Here is a 23,763-nt window from a genome sequence, read left to right on the forward strand (position 1 = left end):
TTATCAGCGGACATTTCCCGAAGACAAAGGCGGCCGCTATCGCTTCTCCAGTGGATACCCCACCTCCGTATATTTCTCTATTTTTGTAAATGCTCACTTTCTCAACACTCTGAGGGAGGCATCGATAACCCCGATGCCTCCCTTTTATAATGCGGTTTACGATCTCCGCTTCTCCGCTGCCGGACGAATGCTTTCCAATAAGCGGAGTAAGCCATCCATGCACTCCCGTGACGCCTCTTCTCCGCCTTCCGAGAAGGCGCTGCCGGAAGGACGCTTGAGCTGCTCCTCCGTAAGCTGCGAGCGCAAGCGGTAATGCGTCTCGACGACCAGATAGCCGTCGTAGCCGTCCGCTAGCAAGCGCAGCAGCAGCGCCCGGTAATCCACTTCGCCCTCCCCGATCGCAACACCTTGAACGCCTTCCGCCGTCCGCACCGCATCCTTCAAATGAATATGGCAGATCTGCCCGCGCAAATGCTCGTAGCCGTCCGGATAAGGCACTTCGCCGTCCGGGTCCCATAAGTCGTTGCCCGGGTCGTACAGCGCCCGAAGGTGCGGGGAGGCCACCGCATCCAGCAGCCGCCGCACTTTGGCGCCGTTCGTCGCATAGACGGCGGGGTCGAATTCGAGCGCGTAGACAAGCCCTGCCGCTTCCATCATCCCGGCGATTCCTCGCAGCCGCTCCGCGATACGCGGGAGCGCTTCATCGAACGGGCCGTGCGCCCAGAAGCTGAAGCCCCGGACGTAACGGCAGCCAAAGCGGCGGGCCAGTTCCGCATATCGCTGCAGAATCCCGAGATGCTCCTCGATCTGCGCCTCGTCGTCCAGTTCGCATTTGAATACCGGCGAAGACAAGCCGCATACGGTCAGACCCGCTTCCCGCAGCCTCGTCGCAAGCGCATCAATCCGCTCGTCCGATAGCTTGAAGAGCGGCTGATCGTCGATGGAGCGCAGTTCGACCGCTTCCAGCTTATAGTCGCGGCAAAAGCAGATCACCGCCTCAATATCCTGCGACACCTCGTCGGTCAACACAGCCAGCCGAAACGGCCATGTCATGACGGCTTGCCCCCTTCCCGGGCAATAGCCGTTTGAGCGGATGCCGGGGAAACGCCGAGCGATACCGCCCGGCCCGTGACGCGGCTTTCGTTGGCGGCTTCCATAAAGCGGACGACCTCCAGCGTCTCGCGCAGATCGACCGCCGGACGGCCGCCGGCAAACCAGCCGACGATGCTTTCGAGCAGCAGCGCATAGTACGGCTTGTCGGACGCGTAGACATCGGCGTACAACGTCCGTTTCTCGCGGTGCACCCACGCGCCGAACCTCCGATTGCCTCGGCGATTCCCGCGGATCGTGCCGATGCGGCCGTCCGCCCAGGTGCCGACGATGAGATCGTGGTCGTCGTTCGTATGCGCCTGGACCCAGATGCAGTCCGTCCCCATGGCGGCGTACAGCATATCGGCCGTATGCACACCATACCAGAACAGTCCCGGCTGAGTCGGCTGCAGGTCCATCGGACCGTAGCAGTCCGCGCCGATGATGGCGCCGCCCTCCTCCGAAGCGACCGCCTCCGTCAACGTTTGCGCGAAGCGGACGGCGGAGCAGCTCATCACCTCGACACCGTACTGCTCTGCAACGCGCGCGATTTCTTCGGCATCCCGCGAGCTGGCCGCTAACGGCTTGTCGATAAACACCGGCTTGCCATAGTGCGCAATGCGGCGAAACTGCTCCAGGTGCACCCGCCCATCCACGGATTCGAGCAGAATTGCGTCGCAGCGTTCCGCGACCGCTTCCGGCGTATCCGCGATCTCCACGCCGTGCTTGCTCCGCAGCGTCTCCGTGAAGCCTTCCACCCGGCCGGCGCTCAGTTCGAAATCGGGCGAGCCGCCCGGAAACGCCACCGTTACCCGGGCTCCCGGGACGTGATGCTGATGATTCGGGTCGTTCAGCAGTTCCGTAAAATCGACAGCATGCGACGTATCCAAGCCGATCATGCCGATGCGAAGTACAGAGTTCATTTGCAATTGCCTCCTGTTCTTGGGCTTGCTTGCACATAAAAATCCGAGCCTTGTGCGATTTGGATTAAGGGTTGATAATCACGTACGGCTGATGCTCCGTATGCTCTTTCGAGTGAAGCTGCACTAACGAGTTCTTCGTATTGGAGTCCGTCAAACGGAATGTCGCAAGCCCGTCCGTCTGGCTCTGAAGGAATGGGGTAACATCGATACCATACCAGCCGCTTTGCGAGACGGACAGCGTACCGATGCTAAGCGCCGTGCCGCCAGGACGATTGTTCCAATTCACCGTCTCCTCGCTCCAGCCGTCCGCTGTCAGCCCTTGTACCGTGATCGGCACGGCAACAGCCGGAGCCGCATGAACGTACACATACAGCTTGGCGGAATGCACAGGCTCCGGGTACGCCCCGAAATTGAATTTCATCAGCGCAAGCTTGTCGCCTCCCCCAGCCGCCCGCGGGGCATCGATGATGTCCAGCAGCTCGGCGGACCCGTAATTTTCGGTCGGAGCGTTCTCAAAGACATACGCGTCGGTAACCGGACGCAACATGTTGCTGCCAACTGCTGCGCGGTTGACCGTTATCGTATAGCTGTCCGTCGTTCCGTCAGGTCCGGCGGTCCGGACCGTGATGCGATTCGCACCCGGCTGCAGAGCCACCTCTGCGGGAGCACCCGGAGTCACCAGCGCTCCGTTCACGAACACGGCGGCGTTCGCCGCCTCCGGACGGGCCGTCACGGCAAGCCGGTACGTATCGGCAGATACCGAGGCGGTATACTGGAGCCGGTCCGGCGTAAAGCCTGGCTCCAGCGCGCCCGCGCCGAGGCTAAGACCCTGTAGGCGAACCCGCGGGTACAGCGCCGCCGCATGCGGCGCATCGTACGCCTGCGCCCAGTAGTAGCCGGCCGCCGTGATGCGGCGCGGCTCGAACCCAACCTGCGCGGCCTGCGGCAGCGCCTCGGAGACAAGCGTGATGGCGCCGCCGGTCGCAAGGCCGCCCGTATATTTGCCGCCGGCATAGGTGAAGCGGCCGTACACTTCCGTCGTCACAGGCTGTCCCGTCGCCTTGTCGACGACTTGCAGCGCTGCGCTGGCGCTGTTCCCGCTGCGCACGACCTGCAGCTCCGAGACGATCATCGGCTTAAGCGCCGTCGTTCTTGTCGTCGCCTGCGTCTCCGCCGAAGCGGGGCCGACGTTGCCCCGGACATCCATAGCCGCGACTTTATAATAGTACGTCGTATTCGGCAGCAGCCCGGTATCTTTGAAGGATAAGCTTCTTGCAGTGCCGACCGCGGTCGCAGCTCCGGCTGTAAAGCCCGACTGCGTGCTCCGGTAAACGACGTATTTGTCCACCTCGGTATTGTCGAACGCCATCCCGTAGGATAGTTGAACGGTGCTGTAGTCCGTCGCAGTCGCCACAGGATTGCGGGAGACGGCGGTCGGCGGCTCCGTATCGGCCGGTGGCTGCCAGAACACGGCTCCCGGCCCCCAGTGCGACGGCAGGGCGCGCAGCGAATCATAATGGTGCATCGCGATGCCGCCAAACCCCGGCTTGTTTTCGAACGCTGCATACACTTTATCTAGCTCCGCTTCCATCGCCGTCCGGCCTTCCTCGCGGAACGTGATCGTCTCCGGATCGCCGCTATTGGCGATATCGAGCGTCTCGACGCCGATGACGACGGAGTTCGGCTTGCCGATTTTCGCGGCGTAGGCAATTTCGCCTTCTGCGCCTGCAATGATGCCTGCCGTCCCGTCGGCCGTATCGCGGTAATCCATGATCGAGATATAATCGGAAATGTCCTGAATATGCTCAGACAGCCATTTCGTTGCGCCGTTCCATTCGATATTCTTGGACTCGTTCGACGAGTCGTACCACTTCGGTATGGCCGGACCGATCGGCAGATCGATTCCTGCGGCATTGCGCCGGTCCGCCATCTTTTTCGACAGGTCCAAATATTGCTTCTGAAGCGAAGGGTACTGTTCTTTGAAATCCGGCGAGATGTACGGCTCGATGTCGGCGTTCACGCCATCGAAGCGCGCGCCTGCCGGGGAAGCGATGTTGTAGTTGATGATCTTCTCCAACTGGCGCAGTGCCAACGGATGATATTCAGTATAGGCGCCCATATATGCCGGCGACGTGCCTCCTGCGATACAAGCGAATACCTGATACCCCCGGGCATGCGCCCAAGTCAGAAAATCGCGGACCGCTTCCCGGTTATCCTCCAGTATGTCGATCCCGCCATAAGAGCCTACCGCGATATAAAATACGGTTACCGGATCGGAGCCGAACGTCGCCGTATCCTTGGCCATCGCGTCGAGCACGCTGCGCGAGCCCGGATTCAGCAGCAGATTGTACGAAGCCGGCTCCCAGATCCACATGGCGCGGTCCTGCTTTTCCACCGTGACCGGCTCATCCGTCCCTTTGCCCACCTGCGCATAGGTCGTCATGCTGAAGCCCGTATTGCCGCGGTCGTCCACCGCTTTAGCCTCGATGCTGCTCGTCCGTTCGCCGATGTCCTGCGTCTGCCATATATATTGATAATGGTCCCCTTTGCGATCCGCCGCCTCCCACGGTCCGCCGTTAATGCGGACATCAACGCGCTGCACCGCGTTTGGAGAATCCACGGATATTTGGACCGGCACCTCCCCCGTGAGCCCCTTCCCTTCCTGCGGATTGTCGATCCGGACAACCGGAGCGGTCCGGGCCGGATTGCTCGCTAACAGTGTAAGCGTCCGGCTCCAAACCCCGTAGCGTGTATTCACGTCAAGTCCTTTGGCGATGATCCGAACCGGACCGTTAAACGCCGACGTATCCAGATCGTAATACCAACTGCCGCTGTCGTCCCCGTCCGGGTCTTCCTTGCGGACCTCGGCCTGCCTTTTCCCGTCAATCAACAGAACAAGATCGTACACGTCCTGATACGTTCCCGTAATCCGGATCGTCCCCGAGCCGACCGGCGTGCCGTCGACAGGCGAGTCGATGGTGACGGCCGCTGCCGCAAGCGCCCGGGGAACGGTCCCCGGCGCGCCGAAGACGGAACACAGCCCCAAGAGCAGCAGCCAAACCGCAAAACGCAAACGAATACGACGTTTCCACATCCCGATCACCAGCTCCTATATTGTGAAGTCGCCTTCCCGAAACAAAAGAAACGAAAAGCTATAGCTTTACTTCCTGCCTTGTGCGCGCGGATTCGTAGATCGCCAAGATCAGGTCGACCGCCTGGCGGCCCTCTTCGCCCGGAATAAGCGGATCGCGGTCTTCCCGGATCGCGCCGATCATGTCGTCTACGAGAATATAGTGGCCGTCGCCGGAAATCGCTCGCGGATCGCTGCTGCCTTCCGCCTTTCCCGCCGCCTGCGGAGCTTCTTCGTCGCTTCCAGCGAATTTCCATACTTTAAATCCGCTGTCGGCAAAAACGATCGAGCCCAGCTCGCCGTGAATTTCCGCCCGCATCTCCGTGCCCGGATAGACGGACGTCGTGCCTTGAATGACGCCGAACGCGCCGTTTTTATATTTGACCGTAGCGACTGCCGTATCTTCCACTTCGATATCGCGCACCAGCGGAGCGGCGTAAGCGAATACGGATTCAACGTCGCCCATCAGCGAGAGCAGCAGGTCGATGCCGTGCACCCCCTGGTTCATCAGCGCGCCTCCGCCGTCGACCGCCCAAGTACCTCGCCAATCGGCGCTGCGGTAGTATTCGGGGCTGCGATAATATTTCATGTATACATCGCCAAGCACCAGCTTGCCGAGCTTTCCTTCGCGGATCGCGCGCCCGACGATCGCCGCCTGCTGCGTCGTCCGCTTCTGGAAGACGGTGCCCAGCTTGACGCCGTACTTGCGGCACGCAGCGATCATCTCGTCCATTTTCTCCCGCCGGATTTCGAGCGGCTTCTCGCAGAGCACGTGCTTGCCCGCCTGCGCGGACGCAATCGTCACGTCGCCGTGCAGCCCGCTCGGCACGCAGACGCAGATCACGTCGATGTCGTCCTGCTTCAGCATCCGCTCGTAATCGCCGAACACTTGCCCGATGCCATGCTCGGCGGCGAACGCCCTGCCGCGGTCGGCATCCTTTTCGGCGATCGCGACGAGCTCCGCTTCAGGATGCGCGGCAATCGCTTTCGCGTGGTTCACAGCGATAACGCCCGTACCCACCAAAGCAAATCGAATATTGCGTTTCATAGGATTCTCCTCCATCGTTTAAAGCGGATTATTTTTTTGGCGCAGCTGCATCGAGCCGCTGGTATGCTTGCATGTACAGATCGACCAGCTTTTGCGTTCCAAGCCCGTTCAGTTCCTGTACATATTTGTCCCACTCGGCCAAATTCCGGGAGCCGGTCACAAATTTGGCGAAGCTTTCCTCGCGGTATTTCTTGACCGCTTCTCCGGTCACCGACAGCGTTTCCAGCTCTTTCTCCGTGAAGGCCGGTCTAGGCTGCATCGCCGGAGGATCGTATTGCCGCGCCTCCTGATACGCTTTCTGCAGATCGGGGGTAAACAGCGACAGATGCGAGTCGAAATCGATCCACGTGTACGTACCGCTCGTGGCGAGCCCCGTCTTCTTGCGCATTTCGGTCAGGTCGGTGAATTCCGGCTTGAACTTCTTTTTGCCGCCGTCCGTCACATACGTCTCGCCTTCTTTCCCCCAGCTTGCCAGCGTACGCCCTTCTTCGCTGTAGAAGAAATCCATGTACTTCATGACGTCCTTCACTCTCTTGGAGGTGGACGATACGGTCAGACCGCCATCCAGAAAATGCATGTACGGATTGTACTGCTTGCCGCCCGCAATCCCCGCCGGCGGAGCCATAAACTGCAGGTTGTACTGCGGGTTCTCCTTACGCATCGCGTTGTTGAAGAAATCGATCCGGCTGATGTAGTCGATCGTAATAAACGACTTGTTCGTGGACATCATGTCCTGCCACTGCTTCGTCTGCACCGTCAGAAAATCAGGCTGGATCAGGCCTTCCTTGTTAAATTTATGGAACGTTTCGAGCAGCTTCTTGTAGTTGTCTTCGGTCGGGCCATATTTCCACGCTTTGGCGTCGAAATCGTAATAGACGTCTTCGCCGGTCTGGAAATTGGTCGTAAAGTGCGCCATCATCTCGTCGGGAATTTGCCCGAACCGGAACGACAGCGGGTAGCTGTCCGGATACGCTTCCTTCAGCTTCTTGAGCACCGTATACAGCTCGTCGTACGTTTTCGGCGGCGTCAAATTGTGCTTCTTGAACACGTCCTCCCGATACATCCAGATCATCCGGTTCGTTTCCCCGAAGCCCTGGTTCGGGAACATGTACATCTTCCCGTCCGCCGCCACGGCTGCCTTCGCCTCCTCCGGGTAATTCTCCATCCATTTCTTGAGGTTCGGCATGACGTCCAGATGATCCAAAATGTTGACAAGCGCGCCCTGCTGGCCGTATTTGTTCGATTCCTTCTTCCGGTTCGGCATATAGAGCAGGTCAGGCATATTGCCGGAGGCGACGACCAGGCTGAGCGAATCGCTCAATTTGCCGGAGGGCAGCTGCACCTCCAGGCGGGCGCCCGTCTTCTCTTCGATCATGTTCCAGATCGGCCAGTCCTTGCTGTATGGGAACGTCGCGTTATTGTCCAGCAGCGCGGTGAACGTTTTTTTCCCGGAGGGCTGTTGGCCCCCTTCGGCGTCCGCCGCCGGCGGTTTGCCCGGTTCCGAGCCGCTGCAGCCGGCGGCCGTGACCGCAAGGATCGCAGCAAGCGTGAGAAGCGCACTTTTTGTCATAGAAAAAGCTTCCTCCCCTTCTGTATGCCTGTAATGTCAATCATGCTATTTGGGCTTTCTTGGCCTAACCATTCGCCGCATGATGGCCGTTACCCTTTTACCGCTCCGATCATGACGCCCTTGACGAAATACTTCTGGATGAACGGATAGATGAGCAGAATCGGCACGGTTGATACCATAATAGTGGCGAATTTAAGCGAATCCTCGACGATCAGGTTATCACCTCCAATGCTGGTGACTTCGCCGGAATTGACCGCCCCTGCGAGGATCAGATTGCGCAGCAGCACCTGCAGCGGGAACAAGTCGGGCTGGCGCAGGTACAGCAGCGGCAAGTAAAAGTTGTTCCACAGCGCCACCGCGTAGAACAAGCCGATGGTCGCGAACACCGCTTTGGACAGCGGCAGCACGATCCGCACGAAGACGCCGATATCGGTCAGGCCGTCCATCCGCCCCGACTCCTCAAGCTCCTTCGGCATACCGCTGAAAAACGTCCGCATGATGATCAGGTTCCACGTGTTGACCGCCCCCGGCAGCACCATCGCCCAGATCGTATCGACGAGCCCGAGCTCGCGGACGACGAGAAAGGTCGGAATCATCCCGCCGCTGAAAAACATCGTGAATACAATCATGAGCGTAAAGCCCCGTTGAAACGCCATATCCTTGCGGGACAGCGCGTAGGCGCCCATGGACGTGACGACGAGCGATACGGCCGTTCCCAAGGTCACGTACAAAATCGTATTTCTGTACGCGCTCCAAATCTGCTTGTCGCGGAAGACGACCTCGTACATGTTGAGATTGAACCCTTTGGGCCAAAGGAACACTTCGTTTTTCATCACGTAAATGTCCTTGCTCACCGATACAGCCGCCATGTACACGAACGGATACAGCGTGGCCGCCGCCACCCCGAGCAGCAGAACGATATTGACCGCGTCGAACCAGCTCCACCTGCGCATGCTTCCCCCTCCTACCATAAGCTGTGCTCGCTGATTTTGCGGCTGATGTAATTCGCCGAGCAGATGAAGATCAAGCTGATGACCCCCATAAACAAGTCGATGGCCGAGGCATAGCTGAAGTTGCCTTGAACGAGCCCGACCCGGTATACATAAGTGCCGATAATGTCCGCCGTCTCGTATACCGCGGGATTATACATGAGAAATACTTTTTCAAAACCGATCTCCAGTACTTTCCCTACGTTCAGAATGAATACGATTACAATCGCCGGCGCGATGCCGGGCAGCGTGACGTGCCACATTTTGCTCCACCGTCCCGCTCCGTCGATGCCGGCAGCCTCATACAGCCCCGGGTCCACTGAAGTCAACGCGGCGAGATAGATGATCGTCTCCCACCCGATATGCTGCCAAATTTCCGACAGCACGTAGATCGAGCGGAACATGCCGGGCTCCATCATGAAGTTGACCGGCTCGAAGCCGAGCGCGCGAATCCAGTGATTGATCACGCCGCCTGTCGGCGACAGAAACATAATGACCATGCTGGCTACGATAACGTTCGAGATGAAATGCGGCAAATAGCTGACGGTCTGTACGAACCGTTTAAACACGGCATTTTTCAGCTCGTGCAGCATGAGGGCGAGAACGATCGGCGCCGGAAATCCGAATGCCAGCTTATACAGCCCGAGCAAAAACGTATTGCGCAGCAGCTTGAAAAAATCGGGGTTGCTCAAAAACATCTCGTAGTATTTGAAGCCGACCCATTCGCTCGCCCAGATGCCTTTGAACACGTTATAATTTTGAAACGTGATGATCAAACCGAACATCGGAGCGTAGCGGAACACCAGAAAATAAATCAAGCACGGTAAAAACAGCAGCCATAAATATTTGGTCCGGTGCCACGTCCGGATAGCGCGGCTGCTTAACCTTTTATTCGCATTCGCCGCCGGCTGCCGGACCGTCAGCTTCATTCCCGCCGTCTCCTCCATTCCCATACTCATCCCCTCTGTCTCGGTAGTTTGCCGGCTTGCCCTGCCCGAGCTCCGGTGTCAGCGTTAGCATAGCAAAGCGGCAGGCCGCTGCGAAATCCTCCAGATTGCCGGGGGATCGACTTTGGTTCGGAAATGTGACAGGATGCATACGAACCTGAAAAAATGAGTATTGGGATCGGGATATCCGAGCCTTTATAATTGAGACATAGTTTCGCAGCACGAAAAAGGAGGGCAATCCATGCGCATCGCCTGGCCGGAGAAGTGGAGGACGAATTCCTTGTTTGCCCGGCTGCTTGTGAGTTTTCTTGCTATCATCCTGCTGCTGGCCGCCTTCAATTTCGGGTCGTTTCTTTATCTCAAGGGCAAAATCCACGACGAAATTGTCAAATACAACAGCCTGAATATGAGACATACGATGGAAAGCTACGAAACGCATTTCAAGCTGACGATCGATATGCTGCTCAGCCTGAACCAGAACAACGAGCTGACCGCTAATCTGAACGTGCTCCGCCAGCTGCCGCAAACGGCAGGGTCTGAGAAGACGGTCAACCTGCATGCGGAAATTAAGGCGCTGATGGCCAATCCGCTCATGTTTTATGAGAATATCGTGTTTTATTTCAAAAACGGGGACTTCGTGCTGGAAAAAGAAGGGACAAGCCGTGTGGAGGACATGTTCGGCAAGTTTTACCGGTCGCCCGCCTACCCGCCCGATTATTGGAGGGGACAGCTCGCAGAGCCGTATTTTTACCGCATTCATCCAGCGGCACTCTTTTCGCAGAAATATATGAATCTGGAGCAGGGGCTCGGGCGGCTCATTCCGGTCTCGGTCAAAAACGCGCTGTACCGTGACGTGCTCTTCCTTGTCTTCCTGGACGGCGATAAGATGGCGCGGACGCTCCATTACTCGCTGGACAACCCGTTCTTCATTCTGGACGAGCAGCAGAAGCTGATTTACGCTTCTGATCCGGACGCAGCTGCGGCCAGGCTGCCGGCGTTTACGGAGGACGCCAGCGAGACGAAGCTGGGGGATCATTATTTGTTCCAGCAAAAAGGAAAGCACACCGGGTTCCGGTACGTCACGATGGTGCCGATCGAAAGCATCTCGTCCGAGCTGCTGCGGCTCAATCTGATTCTAATCTCGCTGCTCGCCGTCACGATCGGGATCAGCGTCGTCACGTCGGTGCTGTTCAGCGTGCGCTTGAACTATCCGGTTCAGCGGCTGCTCCGTACGGTCCATCAATACAACGATCCGGGAGTGTCCGCCGACTTCCGAATCCGCGAATTCGAGCTGATTGGCGAGCAGATCGGCAGGATGCGCCGGGATCTGTCGGACAAAAATTCGCTGCTGCGATACTACGCATTTACCGACAAGCTGAAGCAGATTCATACGAAGCATCCGGATTTGAACGATACGTCGTTTATTCAAAAGCCGTTTACGCTGATCTTGTTCCAGCTTCGTTTCTTGCCGCGGTTTATGGAGGAGACGAGCCTCGAACGCGAGCGGGCGACCTACTTCATCCGGGAATATATCGAGTCTTATGTAAAGCGCTCTCATTCGGATGCGCTGACGTTCCAGATCGACAAGGATCAAATCTTGACGCTGGCGTTCAGCGAGCATGGACAACCGGTTGCAGACAATTGTCTGGCCGGCTTGAAGGAAGTGTTCGACTACGACAAGGATTGGTGTCATTTTACGATTGCGGTCAGCGGGCCCTCCTTGCCGGCGTCAGAGTTCGCCACCGCTTACGAGCGGGCGCTGATGCTTGCGGGAGAGCGCCAACCACTGGAGGAGACGCAGATCATCCGCCAATCGGCGGTTCGCCAGCCGTACCGGCTGACGGCGATGCAGGAGCAGGAGCTGCAGACGAAGGTGCGCTCCGGCAGCTTTGAGCCGCTGCGCCAGTGGACTTTGCAGCAGCTTGAGGCGCTGCGCGGGCGTGAAGCGACGGTCCCGGAGCTGCGGCGATTTCTGCAGCAGACTGCGGGTCTGGCGCTGAAGGCGGTCGAAGCGGCGGGGCTGCCGCTGCAGGCGATGCCCGCCGAGCGGGCACTGCTCGCGGACATCGAGCAGTGCTTCACGTACGCGGAGGCGCAGTCGCTGCTGGAACGCCTGCTCGGCCAGGCGGCCGAGGCGATTGCCGCTTCCAGCGAGCACAAAGACCCGGTGATCGAGTTCGTGAAGCGGTACACGGAGGAGCATTTGAGCGAGGACGTCTCGCTCGATCTGATCGCCGACAAGCTGAATCTTTCCCGGGGATATGTATCGACGTATTTCAAGGAGAAGACCGGGATGAATTTCAGTGATTACCTGCACCATGTGCGTATCCGCCACGCGCAAGAGCTGCTGCTCGATCTTGAGCTCAAAATCCAGGATATCGCGCTGCGTCTCGGCTACCAGAACGTCAATTCGTTCATCCGCATGTTCAAGCGCTACTCCGGCATGACGCCGGGAGAATACCGCAAGAAGCAGAGCGGAGCGTGAGCCGTGCGGGAGGTATGGCAGGCTGTAATCGGCGCGAACGAAGCAAGCGGGCAGTAAAAAAGAAGCGAGTCCCCGTTTCGAGGAACTCGCTTTTTTCGCTATGAGCGGCTATCTTATGGTGCTGCCGTTCGCGATTGCCTGTTCTTACCGGAAATCCGGCGGAATCCGGCGGGCGGTGCCGGTCAAGATCGCCGCTTCGATAATCGCGTGGCGAACTTTCTTCACGACATGCTCGTTGAAAATACTCGGGATAATGTACTGCTCGTTCAGCTCGGCATCCGTGACGACGGAGGCGATGGCGCGTGCCGCGGCAAGCTTCATCGGCTCGTTGATGTTGCGGGCCCGGCAATCAAGCGCCCCGCGGAAAATACCCGGGAATACCAGGACGTTGTTGATCTGGTTCGGATAGTCGCTCCGGCCGGTAGCAAATACGCGCACATACGGCAGCGCTTCTTCCGGAGCGATCTCCGGCGTCGGATTCGCCATCGCGAAGACGATGCTATCCGGTGCCATGGTTTGGACATCTTGTCCGTTCAAGAGGCCGCCGCGGGATACGCCGATGAAGACGTCCGCGCCGCGGATCACTTCTTTCAGCGTGCCCGGCTCGGCTTCCACCTGCGGCTGGTCGGCCAGCCACTGCCACATCGGATACTCGTAGGTGCCGCCGCGGACAATCGCGCCCTCGCGATCGACCGGCACCAGCTTCGTAACGCCTGCGGCCAGCAGCATTTTGCAGATGGATACGCCTGCGGCGCCGATGCCGTTCACGACGACGCGCACGTTCTCGATCCGCTTGCCGACAACCTTCAGCGCGTTAAGCAGTCCCGCGATAACGACGACGGCCGTGCCGTGCTGATCGTCATGGAATACCGGGATGTCGAGCTCTTCGTTAAGCCGGCTCTCGATCTCGAAGCAGCGCGGCGAGCTGATGTCTTCCAGGTTAATACCGCCGAAGATCGGGCTGATCGCCTTGATCGTGCGGATAATTTCTTCCGTATCCTTCGTATCGAGACAGATCGGGAAAGCGTCGACACCAGCGAGCTGCTTGAACAGCATCGCTTTTCCTTCCATGACCGGCGCGGCCGCATGCGGACCGATATCGCCCAGACCGAGCACGGCGGTCCCGTCGGTGATGACCGCTACGGTATTCCGTTTGATCGTCAGCGAATACGCTTTCCTCGGATTTTCGTGAATTGCCGTACATACCCGCGCAACCCCCGGCGTGTAAACCCGGGACAAGTCGTCGCGGTTTTTGATCGGAAGGTTCGGTTGAACGGACACTTTGCCGCCCAAATGCACAAGGAACGTGCGGTCGGAGACGTTGATCAGCTTGATGCCTTCGTGCTGCTTCAGCGCTTCCACCACTTGCGATTCCACGGATTCCGCCACATCCACGGTGATGTCCCGGATGGAGGAATCCTTACCCGGCCGAATCACGTCGATCGAAGTGATGTCTCCTCCGGATTTGCTGATTGCGGCGGCTACATCCCCGAACGTGACCTTCTCGTGGTCTAACTCCACACGCAAGATAATACTTGTCTGTGCCATGCTGATATCCTTCCTTTTATATAAAATGATGTATCGAACCTAGTAATATGACCTGCAATAATCACATGTTATCACGACATTTATTTTTCGCGCAAATGAAAAACTCTATAATCCCCTATTAAATTCTTTTTTCACCCGCTCTTCTTCGCTTTCGCGATGGCTTGCTCGAGCATCTCCACATTCATCGGCCCGGGATGCTTCTCCCGGATCGTTCCTTGCGCGTCGATGACGAACGTGGCCGGATAAGCATTCACGCGGTACGCCTTGCCGACTTCGCCTTGACGGTCCAGCACGATCGGGAACGTAAGCCCCCATTCCTTGACCCATGCGCGCACGACCGGCTCGCTGACCTCCGTCGACGTAGCATTGACGCCGAGAATCGTCACGCCATTGCCCTCCTGCTCCTTATGCACCTGCTGCATATGCGGCATTTCCGCCTGGCATGGCGGACACCACGTCGCCCAAAAATTAAGCACGACCGTCCGCCCCCGGTAGTCGGACAGCTTGACCGTCTGGCCGTCAAGCAATGGCAGCTCGAAGTCCGGCGCCTGCTGGCCGATTTTGAGACCGATGTTCGCCCCTGCTTCAACCGTCCCCGTCGAAGGCTTATCCCACACATTGGCGGCCAGCGATGCAATTAGCGCATACCCCACGACGAAGACGACCGTCCGCTGGAGGAGCGGCTGCCACTCCGTCTTCGTTTTGGACACGAACCAGAAAACCGTTAGACCCGCCGCGAGCAGTGCTTTGAGTCCCCAAGTGATAGGGCTATCCTCTTCCGTAAAAAAAATCAGCGCCGCGTAGACGGCATACCCCCCAATAACCGAGACAAGCACCGAATCCATATAAACGGCTGCATTCAATTTGGCCTTTTTGGCGCTCCACCATACATAGACGCCGGACAGCAGCGTCGCCAGCCAGACGCCTTTGTCGCCACCGCTGAAATAAAGCAGCGACATCGGATTGGACAGCACGCTCCCCGGATCGAAGACAAGGATACTCAGCTTCCAACTGACCACCCATATAAGAAGCGCATTCGATACGATCGCGCCGAACGTTCCTCCGACGGAACAACCTTTTAACCGCAGCCTCGAAATGACGTAACCCGCCGCAACTGCCGCAATGACGACCAGCATGCTTTTTTGCAGGATGAAAGGTCCCCACGTCCACGTTTCCATTGTTTGCTCACCGTACTTTCGTCAAATATCCTGCTTTCATTGTGGGGCGGCGGCCGGACGTTGTCAAATGGTGTCCCAGCTTGGGGAACCGGACGATTTCCGTCCATGGATTCCCGGGCTTGTACATAAAACAACTAGAACTGCAGGAGGGATTTCCACTTGAAAAAGCAACTTACCGCACTGTTACTCGCCACTACCGTCACGTTCAGCGTCGGAGCTTTGACAGCCGAACAAGCCCTTGCCGCGTCGAATGCCACCATTGTCAGCGGCGTGAATTTCCGCAAGGCGCCGAATACGGGTTCAGCCACCTATGGCCTTCTAAAAACAGGTGAAAAAGTAGACATTCTCGATAAGGTTAATAATTATTGGTATAAAGTTCGCGACGATCAAGGCAGAGTCGGCTACATCTCCACAAGCAGCAAATACGTCCGCACCGACGGTTCCGGCGGAAGCTCATCCAACGGAAGCGGCACATCTAATGGCGGTAGCACGTCCAATACCGGAGGCTCGTCCAATAGCGGCAGCACGTCCAAGCCGAGTACGGGCAATAGCAGTGAGCTCGTTAACAAGATCATAGCCGCAGGTAAAAAATATATGGGCACTCCCTACGAATTCGGCTCCAGCCGTTCGAACACCAGTACGTTCGATTGCTCCGACTTCACCCGCCAGGCGTTCAAGGAAGGCGCAGGCATCACGCTGCCCAGCGACTCGCGCGGACAAGCCTCTTACGTCAAGTCTCTCGGCGGCACGACAACGGACTGGCACAATCTGAAGCCGGGTGATCTGATGTTCTTCATGGATTATAAAGGAACGAAAGCGTCGGCCTACCCGTCGGATAAGTCAAACCAGCGCATCTCCCATGTGGGCATTTACCTCGGCGACGGTAAAATACTGCATACGTTTTCGAAAGCATCGGGCGGCGTACGCATCGACTCGATTGCGGGCAAGCACTGGGAACACCGCTTCGTCTTCGGCGGAAGCGCGTTGAAATAATCTTTGTCAAAAGCTCCGGTTCTCCCTTTTTCAAGGGCGGCCGGAGCTTTTTTTATGCCGAGCGCTTCCTTCGCTAAAAACGTTTGGTTCAAGTACCGGTCCGCAATCGGCAAAACGCCAAGCCCATACAAATAGACTTTCCTCTACCGCATCCATAGTGCCTGCTCGGAAATTAGAGGAACTGCAATGCGCTATCATCCCAATTTTTCCTGCACGCGCAGAAATAGATAATCCATGGTGCGCTATTGCCTCCATTCCAGGGGGTTTGAACATTTTTCGACACGCTTAAATGATCTCAGTTCCTCTATGTTCCCGAAATCACACTAACCTTCCGCTTAGCGCATCGTGGTTCCTTTATTTTCTCAAGCTTGGTCCGGTCAAGGCTTTTGGCTGTTCCGAGTTTGATCCAAACCACGTCCAAGTTCACGCGTGGTTCGAACCGGATGTCGCGTCCATGTTTGCGCTGGTCTGCGCCAGATGCTACGTCCAGATCCTCACCTGTTCAAGCCAGATAGTCGCGTCTGGGACCGCATCTGTCCGCGCCAGATGCTACCTACGTCCAGATCCCCAGCCAGATAGTCGCGTCTGGGTCCGCGCCTGTCCACGCCATAGGCTACGTCCGGCTCCGCGTCTGCTCCGCGCCGGATGCCGTGTCCGAGTCCGCCCCCGCCTCCATCAGTCCTGCTGCGGTAGCCCCCTTTTCCTTCCGTAAAGGGGGCTGCAGCTTGCAGCAGCTCACAACAAAGCCGCCCCCGCCACAGATTGCCTGCGCCAGAGACGGCCCCACCTTTACGCTTACTTCTTCGCTCTCCACGCGTCGAGCTGCTTTTGCGCCTCGTCCATCACCTTGTTGATACCGGCGGCTTTCAGCTTGTCGATCGCTTTGGGCAGCACCTCCGACGGCTCGACGGAGCCGGTCTCCAGCGCTTTCTTGAACTCCTCCGACACGCTCTTGACAGCGGCAAGCTCGTTCTCCACCTTCGAGGAGTCGAACTGGAAGCCGAGCAGCGGCGCGTTCTTGGCCGATTTGTTGAACTTGTCGTACTGCTCCCACTTGTCGGTCGGGTCTTTCGGGAACCGGTTCAGCAGGAACATGTTGCCGAGCGTAAACGACGGCATGGAGTAACCGGAATCCGGGGTCAGCTCGATGACGCCTTCGGAAACTTTTTTATAGTGCGTGCCTTCGAGACCATAGTTTACCAAATTCCGCAGATACGCGTCGGAGTTCAGCAGGTTCAAAAACTCCATCGCTTTCTCGGGATGCTTGGAATTCGCCGAGATTGCCATCATGGAGCCGGTCACCGACCAGTTGAACACGATCGGCTCGTGAATCGGCTTCGAGACGATCTCGTATTTGAAGCCTTCCGACCATAAATTGTCTGCGAACGGGACCGTATGCGCTTTGTCGACGAGCCATTTGCCGGTTTTCTCGTGATCGTTGCCCGTTTTGGTCGCAACGTCGGGCGGCAAATAACCGGCTTTGTAGTACTTGCGCATCGTTTCGCTCATTTGCCGGTACTCGGGCGTCTCGAATACGTTGACGATCTTGTAGTCCTGCGTATCGAGCCGTACCCCGAACGGGATACCCTGTACGACGAAATCGAACGGTACGAACGGGTCGACGTTGCTTGGAATCGGGTAGACGCCCGGTTCGTTTTCCTTCATCGTCTTGAGCAGCGGCTCCAGACTTTCCAGCGAACTGACGTTCGAGAGGTCCATCTTATATTTGTCGACGTACTGCTTATTGAACCGCCATACCGCCTGTGCAGGCAGCTCCTTGTTCGTCGGCACCCCGTAGTTGTGCCCGTTCACCTTGGAGCCTTCGAGGAACGACGGGTGCACGGCCTTCTTGATGCCCTGCCCGTATTTGTCCAACAGGCCGTCCATCTCGTAAAACGCCCCTTTGCGGGCGTTCTGCACGTAGTCGAAGGCCCACGAGCTCGTAAACGCGATGTCGTAAGGCTCGCCGGATACGGAGATGACCTGCATCTTCTGGGAATAGTCGCCCCAATCGATCATCTTCATTTTCACGGTGGCGTTGATTTTCTCTTTCGTATATTTGCTGACGGCCTCCATTACTTTGTCGGCATCCTTTTGCGGTCCGCCGATCGTGTACCAGATCAGCTCGACAGGCTGGCCGTCCGCTTTTCCGGCGCCGGCTCCTTCTTGGGCAGGGTTACCTGCACCGCCGGAGCAGCCGGCGGCCAGCGCGGACAGGATCAGCACCGAGGCGAGCCCGGCGGCGATTCGTTTCCGTTTGAACATGCAGTATTCCTCCTTGTACGATGTTATTCTTTGACCGCTCCGATCGTCAGCCCCTGCACAAAATACCGCTGAAAGAACGGATAAGCGAGCACGATCGGACCGGTAGCCAGGACGACCATGGCCATTCTCGAAGACTCCTGCGGCAGCGACTTGGCGATTTCGAAGCGTTGGGTGGCGTCGCTGAGATTGGAGTTTTGCACGATAAACTGAATGTTGCTCTCGATCTTCATCAGCAGCGACTGCAGCGGAAGCAGATTCGGGCTGTCGATGTACAGCAGCGCGTTGAACCAATCGTTCCAGTAGCCGAGCGTGCTGAACAGGCCGATCGTCGCCAGTCCCGGCAGCGAGATGGGCAGCACCAGATGCGTGAACACCTTCCATTCGCCCGCCCCGTCGATTCGGCCGGATTCAATGATCGCATCGGGAATCATCTGCTTGAAAAACGTGCGCATGATCAAGATCGAGAAAGCGCTGACGCACGTGGGCAAAATAAGCGCCCACACCGTATCCTTCAAATGCAGCACCTGCGTCGTCACGATGTAGGAAGGCACCAGCCCGCCGTTAAACAGCATCGTGAAAAAGGCGAAAAACGCAAAGGCGTTCCGGTACGCAAAATTGTTTCTGGACAGCGCATAGGCGTACAACGCGACAGTCAGCACGCTGAGCAGCGTTCCGACGACGGTGACGAAGAGCGTCACCCCATAGGACCGGAACAGCTGACCTCCGGTTCGAAAAAGGTACCGGTATGCCTCGAAGCTCCACATCTCCGGAAACACCTGATAGCCGTTGTTCGCCAGCGCTTGCTCGTCCGTCAGCGAGATAATGACGACGAAGATAAACGGAAATACGCAGGCAATGGCAAACCCGCCGGCGATCGCGTGGCATACGCCGTTCCAGAACGGCGACAGCTTCGTAAAGTCTCGACTCTTCTTCCGCATGGCAGCGGTAGGCGCATTCGGACTTGGCAAGCCGACTCCCCCCTTTCCTTTTCGTCGAAGTGGTTAAAATAAAGCGTTCTCTTTGTTGATCCGCTTCACGATGGCGTTGGTCACCAGCACCAGAACGAGTCCGACCACCGATTGATACAGCCCGGCCGCCGTGCTCATGCCGATATTGCCCGTCACCTTTAGTCCCCGGTACACGTATGTATCGATGACGTTGGTCACTGGGAACAGCGCGCCCGTATTGCGCGGCACCTGATAGAACAAGCCGAAGTCCGCGCGGAAAATGCCGCCGATCGCCAGCACCGTCAGAATGATGATCATCGGCCGGATAAAGGGCAGGGTAATGCTCCAAATTTGCTGCCATTTGCCTGCGCCGTCAATCATCGCGGCCTCGTAATACGACTTGTCGATGCCGATGATGGCCGCCAGATAGACGACGCTGGAATAACCGACACCTTTCCACAGGTTGACAAGCACGAGAATGTAAGGCCAGTAAGCCGGTTCCGCATACCAGGAGACGCGCTCCATGCCGAGCGCCGTCAGCGCCTGATTCAGCACCCCGCGATCCACGCTCAGGAAGCTGAACAAGAAATAGCTGACGATGACCCAGGACAAAAAGTAAGGCAGGAACATGCCGGTCTGGTACATTTTCGCCCACCGACGGCTGACGATTTCATGCAAAATAACGGCCATAATCACCGATAAAACCGTGCCCAGCACGATAAACGCAAAATTGTACAGCAGCGTATTGCGCACGATGATGTAAGCGTCTTCGGATTGAAACAAAAATTCGAAGTTTTTGAAGCCGGTCCACTTGCTCCGCCATATGCTCGCCAGGAAGCCGTCCCGGTCGAAGCGGTATTCCTTAAAGGCAATGATCGCCCCCGGCATCGGCAAATAGCTGAACAGCAGGAAATAGACGGCTCCCGGAAGCACCATGAGCAAAAAGGTTTTGTTGCGGTTTAGCTTCTTGAGTGTACGTCCGATGGTTCCCACAAGCTTTTCACCCCCGTTCTTTGCGTCTGCAAGCTCCATTTCGGAAAACGCATACATCGCTTTCTTTTCTAACTTTACCCAATGTGGTCCGCGGCAGAAAGTTAAGAAACTATAGAACGGGTGGAGAAATTATAGAAACGTTTTCATCCGTCTCCCAGCTTGCTCCAATTGCGGTATTCCGTCGGCGAGAAGCCGTAATATTTGCGGAACTGCTTGTAAAAATAGCTCGTATCCGTATACCCGACCCGGGCGGAGATATCACTTGTTTTCAGATTCGATTCAACGAGCAGCGCCTTCGCTTGGGCAAGCCGGTACTTGTTCACGTAATCGGAAAATGTCTCCCCCGTTTCCTTATGGAAAAGCTGGCCCAAATAAACCGGGTTCATGTGAAAGGCCTGGCTTAGCGTTTTCAAAGACAGCTCATCCCCATAGCGACGCTCGACCTCGCGCAGCACCTGCCGGATGACAGGGCTGTACTCCCGCTCCGCCGCCTCGGATGCGAAAAGCACGCGGTCGACGAAGCGCTCGACCAGCTCCTCCAGCTCCTGCATTGTCTGCGGCTTGACGACCTGCGAGAACAAATGCTTGTAATCGCCGATGGCACCCTCGTGCTCCTGCCGCATCAGATTCGCATGATGAACGGCGGCCGCAAGTACGGCCATCGCCGTGTTCTGGACATCGGACGGCGCAAGCCCTTCCGTCCCCCGGAGACGCGCGAACGCTTCCCCGACCCAGGCAAGCGCCTCGTCCTTCTTCCCGGCCGACAGCAGCTTGCAGAAATGGGCCAGCTCCGCCTGCGCAGGCGCCGCAGGTTCCGTCGCTGTAGTTAGAGCAGGCGCTTCGTAGACAAGCGGCCCGTCGTGCGGCGCGAGCACATAGTAGTCCTGCATCCGCTTGGCGGTGCGATAGCTGCGATGGGCCGACGCCTCGCCCTTGGACGCTTCGCCGACCGTCACCAGCAGCGGCAGACCCCACCGCTCGCGGATGGCGGCTTGCAGCTCCGCCATGAAGCGGACGAAGCCGGTCCGGTCCGCATCGACATCATTCAGCCCCGCGAGCAGCACAAGATCCCCTTCGAGATCGGCGAACACGGCCTGCTCCGGGCCGTAAGACTGCGCCGTCCGCTGGCAATACGTCCTTACAGCGGCAATCGTCTCCGCCCGGGACGACACTTCGGCGGTCTCCGCCTGCTCTTGATCGAACAACAGCTTGACGATGCCCACGACATACCCCGGCAGGCCCAGCCGGATGCCGAGCAGCTCCTCGCGGTTTCGCAGCTCCTCCGGCTCGATGGCCGCCGTGACCCAGCGGTACAGGAGATTATCGCGGATAATTTCCAGATGGCGCTTAATGCTCTCTTCCTTGTAGACGGACTGCTCGATTTTGGCAACGGTGGCGGTCAGCGTCCGGATCAATTCTTCCGTATTGACCGGCTTTAGCAAATAATTTTCGATGCCGAGCGTGACGCCTTCTTTCACATAGTCGAAATCGTTGTACCCGCTTAAAATAATGAACTTCACGTCAGGCTGCAGCTCCCTTACGCTGCGAATCAGCTCCAGGCCGTTCATCTGGGGCATCTGGATATCGGTAATCAAAATATCGATCGTCTCGGCCGCCAAAGCTTCGAGCGCCTCCGCCCCGTCCGCGGCCTTGCCGACAATCTGCAGCCCGTGCCGCTCCCAATCGATCAAATAAGCGAGTCCCTCCATGATGAACGGCTCGTCGTCAACCAGAAATACGCGATACATACTCGTTCCCCCTTACGCTTCCCGGAATCGTTACGGTCACCGTCGCTCCTTCGCCGGGACGGCTGTCGATCCGCAAGCCGTACGCTTCCCCGAAGCTGTGCTTCAGCCGCTCATTCACGTTTGTCAGACCGATGGACGCCCCGGACGGTTGCGGCGGATACGCCAAATCTCGCTGCAGCTGCGCCAGCCGCTCCGGCACGATGCCCGAGCCGTTGTCGGCAACGGCGATGTGGACGTCGGAGCCTTCGGTCCAGCCGCGGATGAGAATCCGGCGCTCCCGGCCGTCCGGAGCAGCGCCATGGAAGGCATGGCGGATGCAGTTTTCGACGATCGGCTGGAGCGTCAGCTTCAGAATCGTACAGCGGCCCACGGCTTCGTCGACCGCAATCTCATAGTCGAACCGGTTCGGATAGCGGGCCCGCAGCAGGTTCAAATACAGCCGGCACAGCTGGACCTCGTCCTGAACGGTCACCATCGTCTCGTGCCTGATCAGATTTTGGAACAGCGCGCCCAAGCTGTAGATCATATCCCCGACATCCCGGTTGCCGTCCATCACCGCTTTGAGCCGGATCGCCTCCAGCGTGTTATACAGAAAATGGGGCTGGATCTGTGCCTGCAGCGCCAGCAGCTCCGCCTGCCGCTGCTTGATCTCGGACAAGTATACCCGCTGGATGTGCTCCTGCAGCGTTTCGCACATTTTGTTGAAGCTGGTGGCGATGTGGAACAGCTCGTCTTCCTTCTGCACGGTTACGCGAACCGAGAGATCCCCGTCCTGCAGCTTGCGCATGGCGCGAATGACTGTCTGCGTCCGGCGCGAGAAATTGATCATCAGCAAATACGACAGCAGCACGGCGGCAGCTACACACAAGCCTGTGCCTGCGATCACCGTTCGCTTCATCCCCTGAAGTCCTTCGCTTACCTTCGCTACCGGCACAATACTCGCGAGCACAATGCCGCCTTGATTCAATGTCTTCAGCTGCACATAGGCCGGTTCGTCCAGCGCGACCGGGTCCGATTGGTCCCGCAGGACGTGCATGTAAGGGTAGCTCTGCCCCGTATAGCGCCGGGAGGAATCGTACAGCACGGTGCCGTCCGCCGTCAGCAGAAGCAGCTCCCCCTTGAAATCGCTCCGGTCGTTCTGCACAATCCGGTCCATGCCGGTCCATTTCCAATCGACTAGCAAGGTACCGTGATTCTGCAGGGTGATCGGATCGTTAATGTCGTTAGCCATCGTAAACATGCGGTTGCGGTCCCCATCCGCTCCCGGCTCGAACGACGGCGGCGGCGCGAAGGACTTGGTCTGGCGGATGCGGCGGATCGGCTCGGCAACTTTCGGGTTTTCCGGCCCCGGATAGACGAAGCCCTGCTCCTCCAGCCCGCGGTACGCGTACAGGAAGCCCTTGACGCTGCTGTACAGCCAGATCGTCTGAATTTCCCGGTCGAAGGCCAGCGATTGGAAATATGAATCCATGTTTTTGTCGACAAAACCGGCATTGTCCGCAAAACGGTCCAGCCGATAACGAAGATAATCGGAAAAATCGTTGTTCAGAAAAAACAGCACGTCCCGAAGCAGCCGTTCGTCCTTGTACAATTGGAACACCATCTGCTGACCGGCCTCATACCTGCGCTCCACTTCGTGCGTCGCCCGCTCCAGCACCTGCTTCGCCGCCTCCAGCTCCTTGCGCGTCGATTGCTCGGCGGCATTGCGGTAAATCAGAACGGCGAGCGCCGTCAAGGAGACGACAATAATGAGCGAATACAGCAGCAAAATTTTGTTGAACAGCTTCTTCTCGATATGATTTTTGTAAAATGTCCGGACCCCCGAAACCATGACTGCGCCTCCTCCACATCCGATTTTCCCCAATAAGTCATATGTATTCGCGGCTGTCCGGAAATATCGTTTCGGCCTT

Annotated in this window: 17 protein-coding genes; 2 read left to right on the forward strand and 15 right to left on the reverse strand. The window is 57.6% G+C overall.

Translation table 11 applies throughout. The features are described from left to right. Positions 1–156 precede the first annotated feature (156 nt). The 7 genes from KQX66_RS27660 to KQX66_RS27690 all read right to left on the reverse strand — a co-directional run bounded on the left by KQX66_RS27660 (position 157) and on the right by KQX66_RS27690 (position 9,702). Positions 157–1,053: a sugar phosphate isomerase/epimerase family protein gene (locus KQX66_RS27660; protein ID WP_216796096.1), complete on the reverse strand. Its 897-nt coding sequence runs from the start codon at positions 1,051–1,053 to the stop codon at positions 157–159. Beyond that, entirely contained in the window at positions 1,050–2,012 is a 963-nt protein-coding gene (locus tag KQX66_RS27665) for a Gfo/Idh/MocA family protein (RefSeq protein ID WP_216796097.1), read from the reverse strand. Before KQX66_RS27665 ends, KQX66_RS27660 begins: the two co-directional genes overlap by 4 nt. 64 nt (positions 2,013–2,076) lie before the next feature. Then, a complete protein-coding gene (locus KQX66_RS27670; protein WP_216796098.1) occupies positions 2,077–5,106 on the reverse strand; it encodes a CBM96 family carbohydrate-binding protein in 3,030 nt (1,009 codons plus the stop codon). Positions 5,107–5,164: 58 nt separating this feature from the next. Next, positions 5,165–6,190, reverse strand: coding sequence for a Gfo/Idh/MocA family protein (locus KQX66_RS27675; RefSeq protein ID WP_216796099.1), 1,026 nt, complete (start codon positions 6,188–6,190; stop codon positions 5,165–5,167). A gap of 28 nt (positions 6,191–6,218) precedes the next feature. Further along, positions 6,219–7,760, reverse strand: coding sequence for an extracellular solute-binding protein (locus KQX66_RS27680; RefSeq protein ID WP_216796100.1), 1,542 nt, complete (start codon positions 7,758–7,760; stop codon positions 6,219–6,221). A gap of 89 nt (positions 7,761–7,849) precedes the next feature. Next, complete coding sequence (locus tag KQX66_RS27685) at positions 7,850–8,713, reverse strand: carbohydrate ABC transporter permease (protein ID WP_216796101.1); 864 nt, start codon at positions 8,711–8,713, stop codon at positions 7,850–7,852. A gap of 11 nt (positions 8,714–8,724) precedes the next feature. Further along, entirely contained in the window at positions 8,725–9,702 is a 978-nt protein-coding gene (locus KQX66_RS27690; protein ID WP_216796130.1) for an ABC transporter permease, read from the reverse strand. Between the two features lie 235 nt (positions 9,703–9,937). Between KQX66_RS27690 and KQX66_RS27695 the strand changes: the two genes are divergently transcribed. Next, entirely contained in the window at positions 9,938–12,181 is a 2,244-nt protein-coding gene (locus tag KQX66_RS27695) for a helix-turn-helix transcriptional regulator (RefSeq protein WP_216796102.1), read from the forward strand. Positions 12,182–12,325: 144 nt separating this feature from the next. Here the strand turns inward: KQX66_RS27695 and KQX66_RS27700 are convergent, their stop codons facing one another. Then, positions 12,326–13,729 (reverse strand): NAD-dependent malic enzyme, encoded by a 1,404-nt coding sequence (locus KQX66_RS27700; protein WP_216796103.1) that lies wholly within the window; start codon positions 13,727–13,729, stop codon positions 12,326–12,328. Positions 13,730–13,860: 131 nt separating this feature from the next. Continuing rightward, complete coding sequence (locus tag KQX66_RS27705; protein WP_253957472.1) at positions 13,861–14,907, reverse strand: redoxin domain-containing protein; 1,047 nt, start codon at positions 14,905–14,907, stop codon at positions 13,861–13,863. Between the two features lie 159 nt (positions 14,908–15,066). Between KQX66_RS27705 and KQX66_RS27710 the strand changes: the two genes are divergently transcribed. Further along, complete coding sequence (locus KQX66_RS27710) at positions 15,067–15,900, forward strand: C40 family peptidase (protein ID WP_216796104.1); 834 nt, start codon at positions 15,067–15,069, stop codon at positions 15,898–15,900. A 613-nt stretch (positions 15,901–16,513) separates the two neighbouring features. On the opposite strand, the gene KQX66_RS27715 is transcribed toward KQX66_RS27710, so the two are convergent. The 6 genes from KQX66_RS27715 to KQX66_RS27740 all read right to left on the reverse strand — a co-directional run bounded on the left by KQX66_RS27715 (position 16,514) and on the right by KQX66_RS27740 (position 23,684). Next, the gene (locus tag KQX66_RS27715; protein ID WP_216796105.1) at positions 16,514–16,714 is read right to left on the reverse strand and encodes a hypothetical protein; all 201 of its coding nucleotides are present in this window, start codon (positions 16,712–16,714) and stop codon (positions 16,514–16,516) included. Continuing rightward, complete coding sequence (locus tag KQX66_RS27720; RefSeq protein WP_216796106.1) at positions 16,696–18,165, reverse strand: ABC transporter substrate-binding protein; 1,470 nt, start codon at positions 18,163–18,165, stop codon at positions 16,696–16,698. The genes KQX66_RS27715 and KQX66_RS27720 overlap by 19 nt, the downstream gene beginning before the upstream one ends. A 23-nt stretch (positions 18,166–18,188) precedes the next feature. Then, positions 18,189–19,103: a carbohydrate ABC transporter permease gene (locus KQX66_RS27725; protein ID WP_216796132.1), complete on the reverse strand. Its 915-nt coding sequence runs from the start codon at positions 19,101–19,103 to the stop codon at positions 18,189–18,191. A gap of 63 nt (positions 19,104–19,166) precedes the next feature. Then, the gene (locus KQX66_RS27730) at positions 19,167–20,096 is read right to left on the reverse strand and encodes an ABC transporter permease (RefSeq protein WP_438804213.1); all 930 of its coding nucleotides are present in this window, start codon (positions 20,094–20,096) and stop codon (positions 19,167–19,169) included. A 152-nt stretch (positions 20,097–20,248) separates the two neighbouring features. Further along, positions 20,249–21,853 carry a response regulator transcription factor gene (locus KQX66_RS27735; protein WP_216796107.1) on the reverse strand — a complete coding sequence of 535 codons (1,605 nt, stop codon included), beginning with the start codon at positions 21,851–21,853 and terminating at the stop codon, positions 20,249–20,251. Further along, positions 21,831–23,684 (reverse strand): sensor histidine kinase, encoded by a 1,854-nt coding sequence (locus KQX66_RS27740; protein WP_216796108.1) that lies wholly within the window; start codon positions 23,682–23,684, stop codon positions 21,831–21,833. Before KQX66_RS27740 ends, KQX66_RS27735 begins: the two co-directional genes overlap by 23 nt. Positions 23,685–23,763 lie beyond the last annotated feature (79 nt).

It is taken from the genome of Paenibacillus oleatilyticus (assembly GCF_018998565.1).
Lineage (GTDB): Bacteria > Bacillota > Bacilli > Paenibacillales > NBRC-103111 > Paenibacillus_G > Paenibacillus_G oleatilyticus.

What these genes read in the sequence shown, in the direction of transcription:
- KQX66_RS27660 (WP_216796096.1), bottom strand. Translation starts at nt 1,053, where the DNA reads ATGACATGGCCGTTTCGGCTGGCTGTGTTGACCGACGAGGTGTCGCAG.
- KQX66_RS27665 (WP_216796097.1), bottom strand. Translation starts at nt 2,012, where the DNA reads ATGAACTCTGTACTTCGCATCGGCATGATCGGCTTGGATACGTCGCAT.
- KQX66_RS27670 (WP_216796098.1), bottom strand. Translation starts at nt 5,106, where the DNA reads ATGTGGAAACGTCGTATTCGTTTGCGTTTTGCGGTTTGGCTGCTGCTC.
- KQX66_RS27675 (WP_216796099.1), bottom strand. Translation starts at nt 6,190, where the DNA reads ATGAAACGCAATATTCGATTTGCTTTGGTGGGTACGGGCGTTATCGCT.
- KQX66_RS27680 (WP_216796100.1), bottom strand. Translation starts at nt 7,760, where the DNA reads ATGACAAAAAGTGCGCTTCTCACGCTTGCTGCGATCCTTGCGGTCACG.
- KQX66_RS27685 (WP_216796101.1), bottom strand. Translation starts at nt 8,713, where the DNA reads ATGCGCAGGTGGAGCTGGTTCGACGCGGTCAATATCGTTCTGCTGCTC.
- KQX66_RS27690 (WP_216796130.1), bottom strand. Translation starts at nt 9,702, where the DNA reads ATGGGAATGGAGGAGACGGCGGGAATGAAGCTGACGGTCCGGCAGCCG.
- KQX66_RS27695 (WP_216796102.1), top strand. Translation starts at nt 9,938, where the DNA reads ATGCGCATCGCCTGGCCGGAGAAGTGGAGGACGAATTCCTTGTTTGCC.
- KQX66_RS27700 (WP_216796103.1), bottom strand. Translation starts at nt 13,729, where the DNA reads ATGGCACAGACAAGTATTATCTTGCGTGTGGAGTTAGACCACGAGAAG.
- KQX66_RS27705 (WP_253957472.1), bottom strand. Translation starts at nt 14,907, where the DNA reads ATGGAAACGTGGACGTGGGGACCTTTCATCCTGCAAAAAAGCATGCTG.
- KQX66_RS27720 (WP_216796106.1), bottom strand. Translation starts at nt 18,165, where the DNA reads ATGTTCAAACGGAAACGAATCGCCGCCGGGCTCGCCTCGGTGCTGATC.
- KQX66_RS27725 (WP_216796132.1), bottom strand. Translation starts at nt 19,103, where the DNA reads ATGCGGAAGAAGAGTCGAGACTTTACGAAGCTGTCGCCGTTCTGGAAC.
- KQX66_RS27735 (WP_216796107.1), bottom strand. Translation starts at nt 21,853, where the DNA reads ATGTATCGCGTATTTCTGGTTGACGACGAGCCGTTCATCATGGAGGGA.
- KQX66_RS27740 (WP_216796108.1), bottom strand. Translation starts at nt 23,684, where the DNA reads ATGGTTTCGGGGGTCCGGACATTTTACAAAAATCATATCGAGAAGAAG.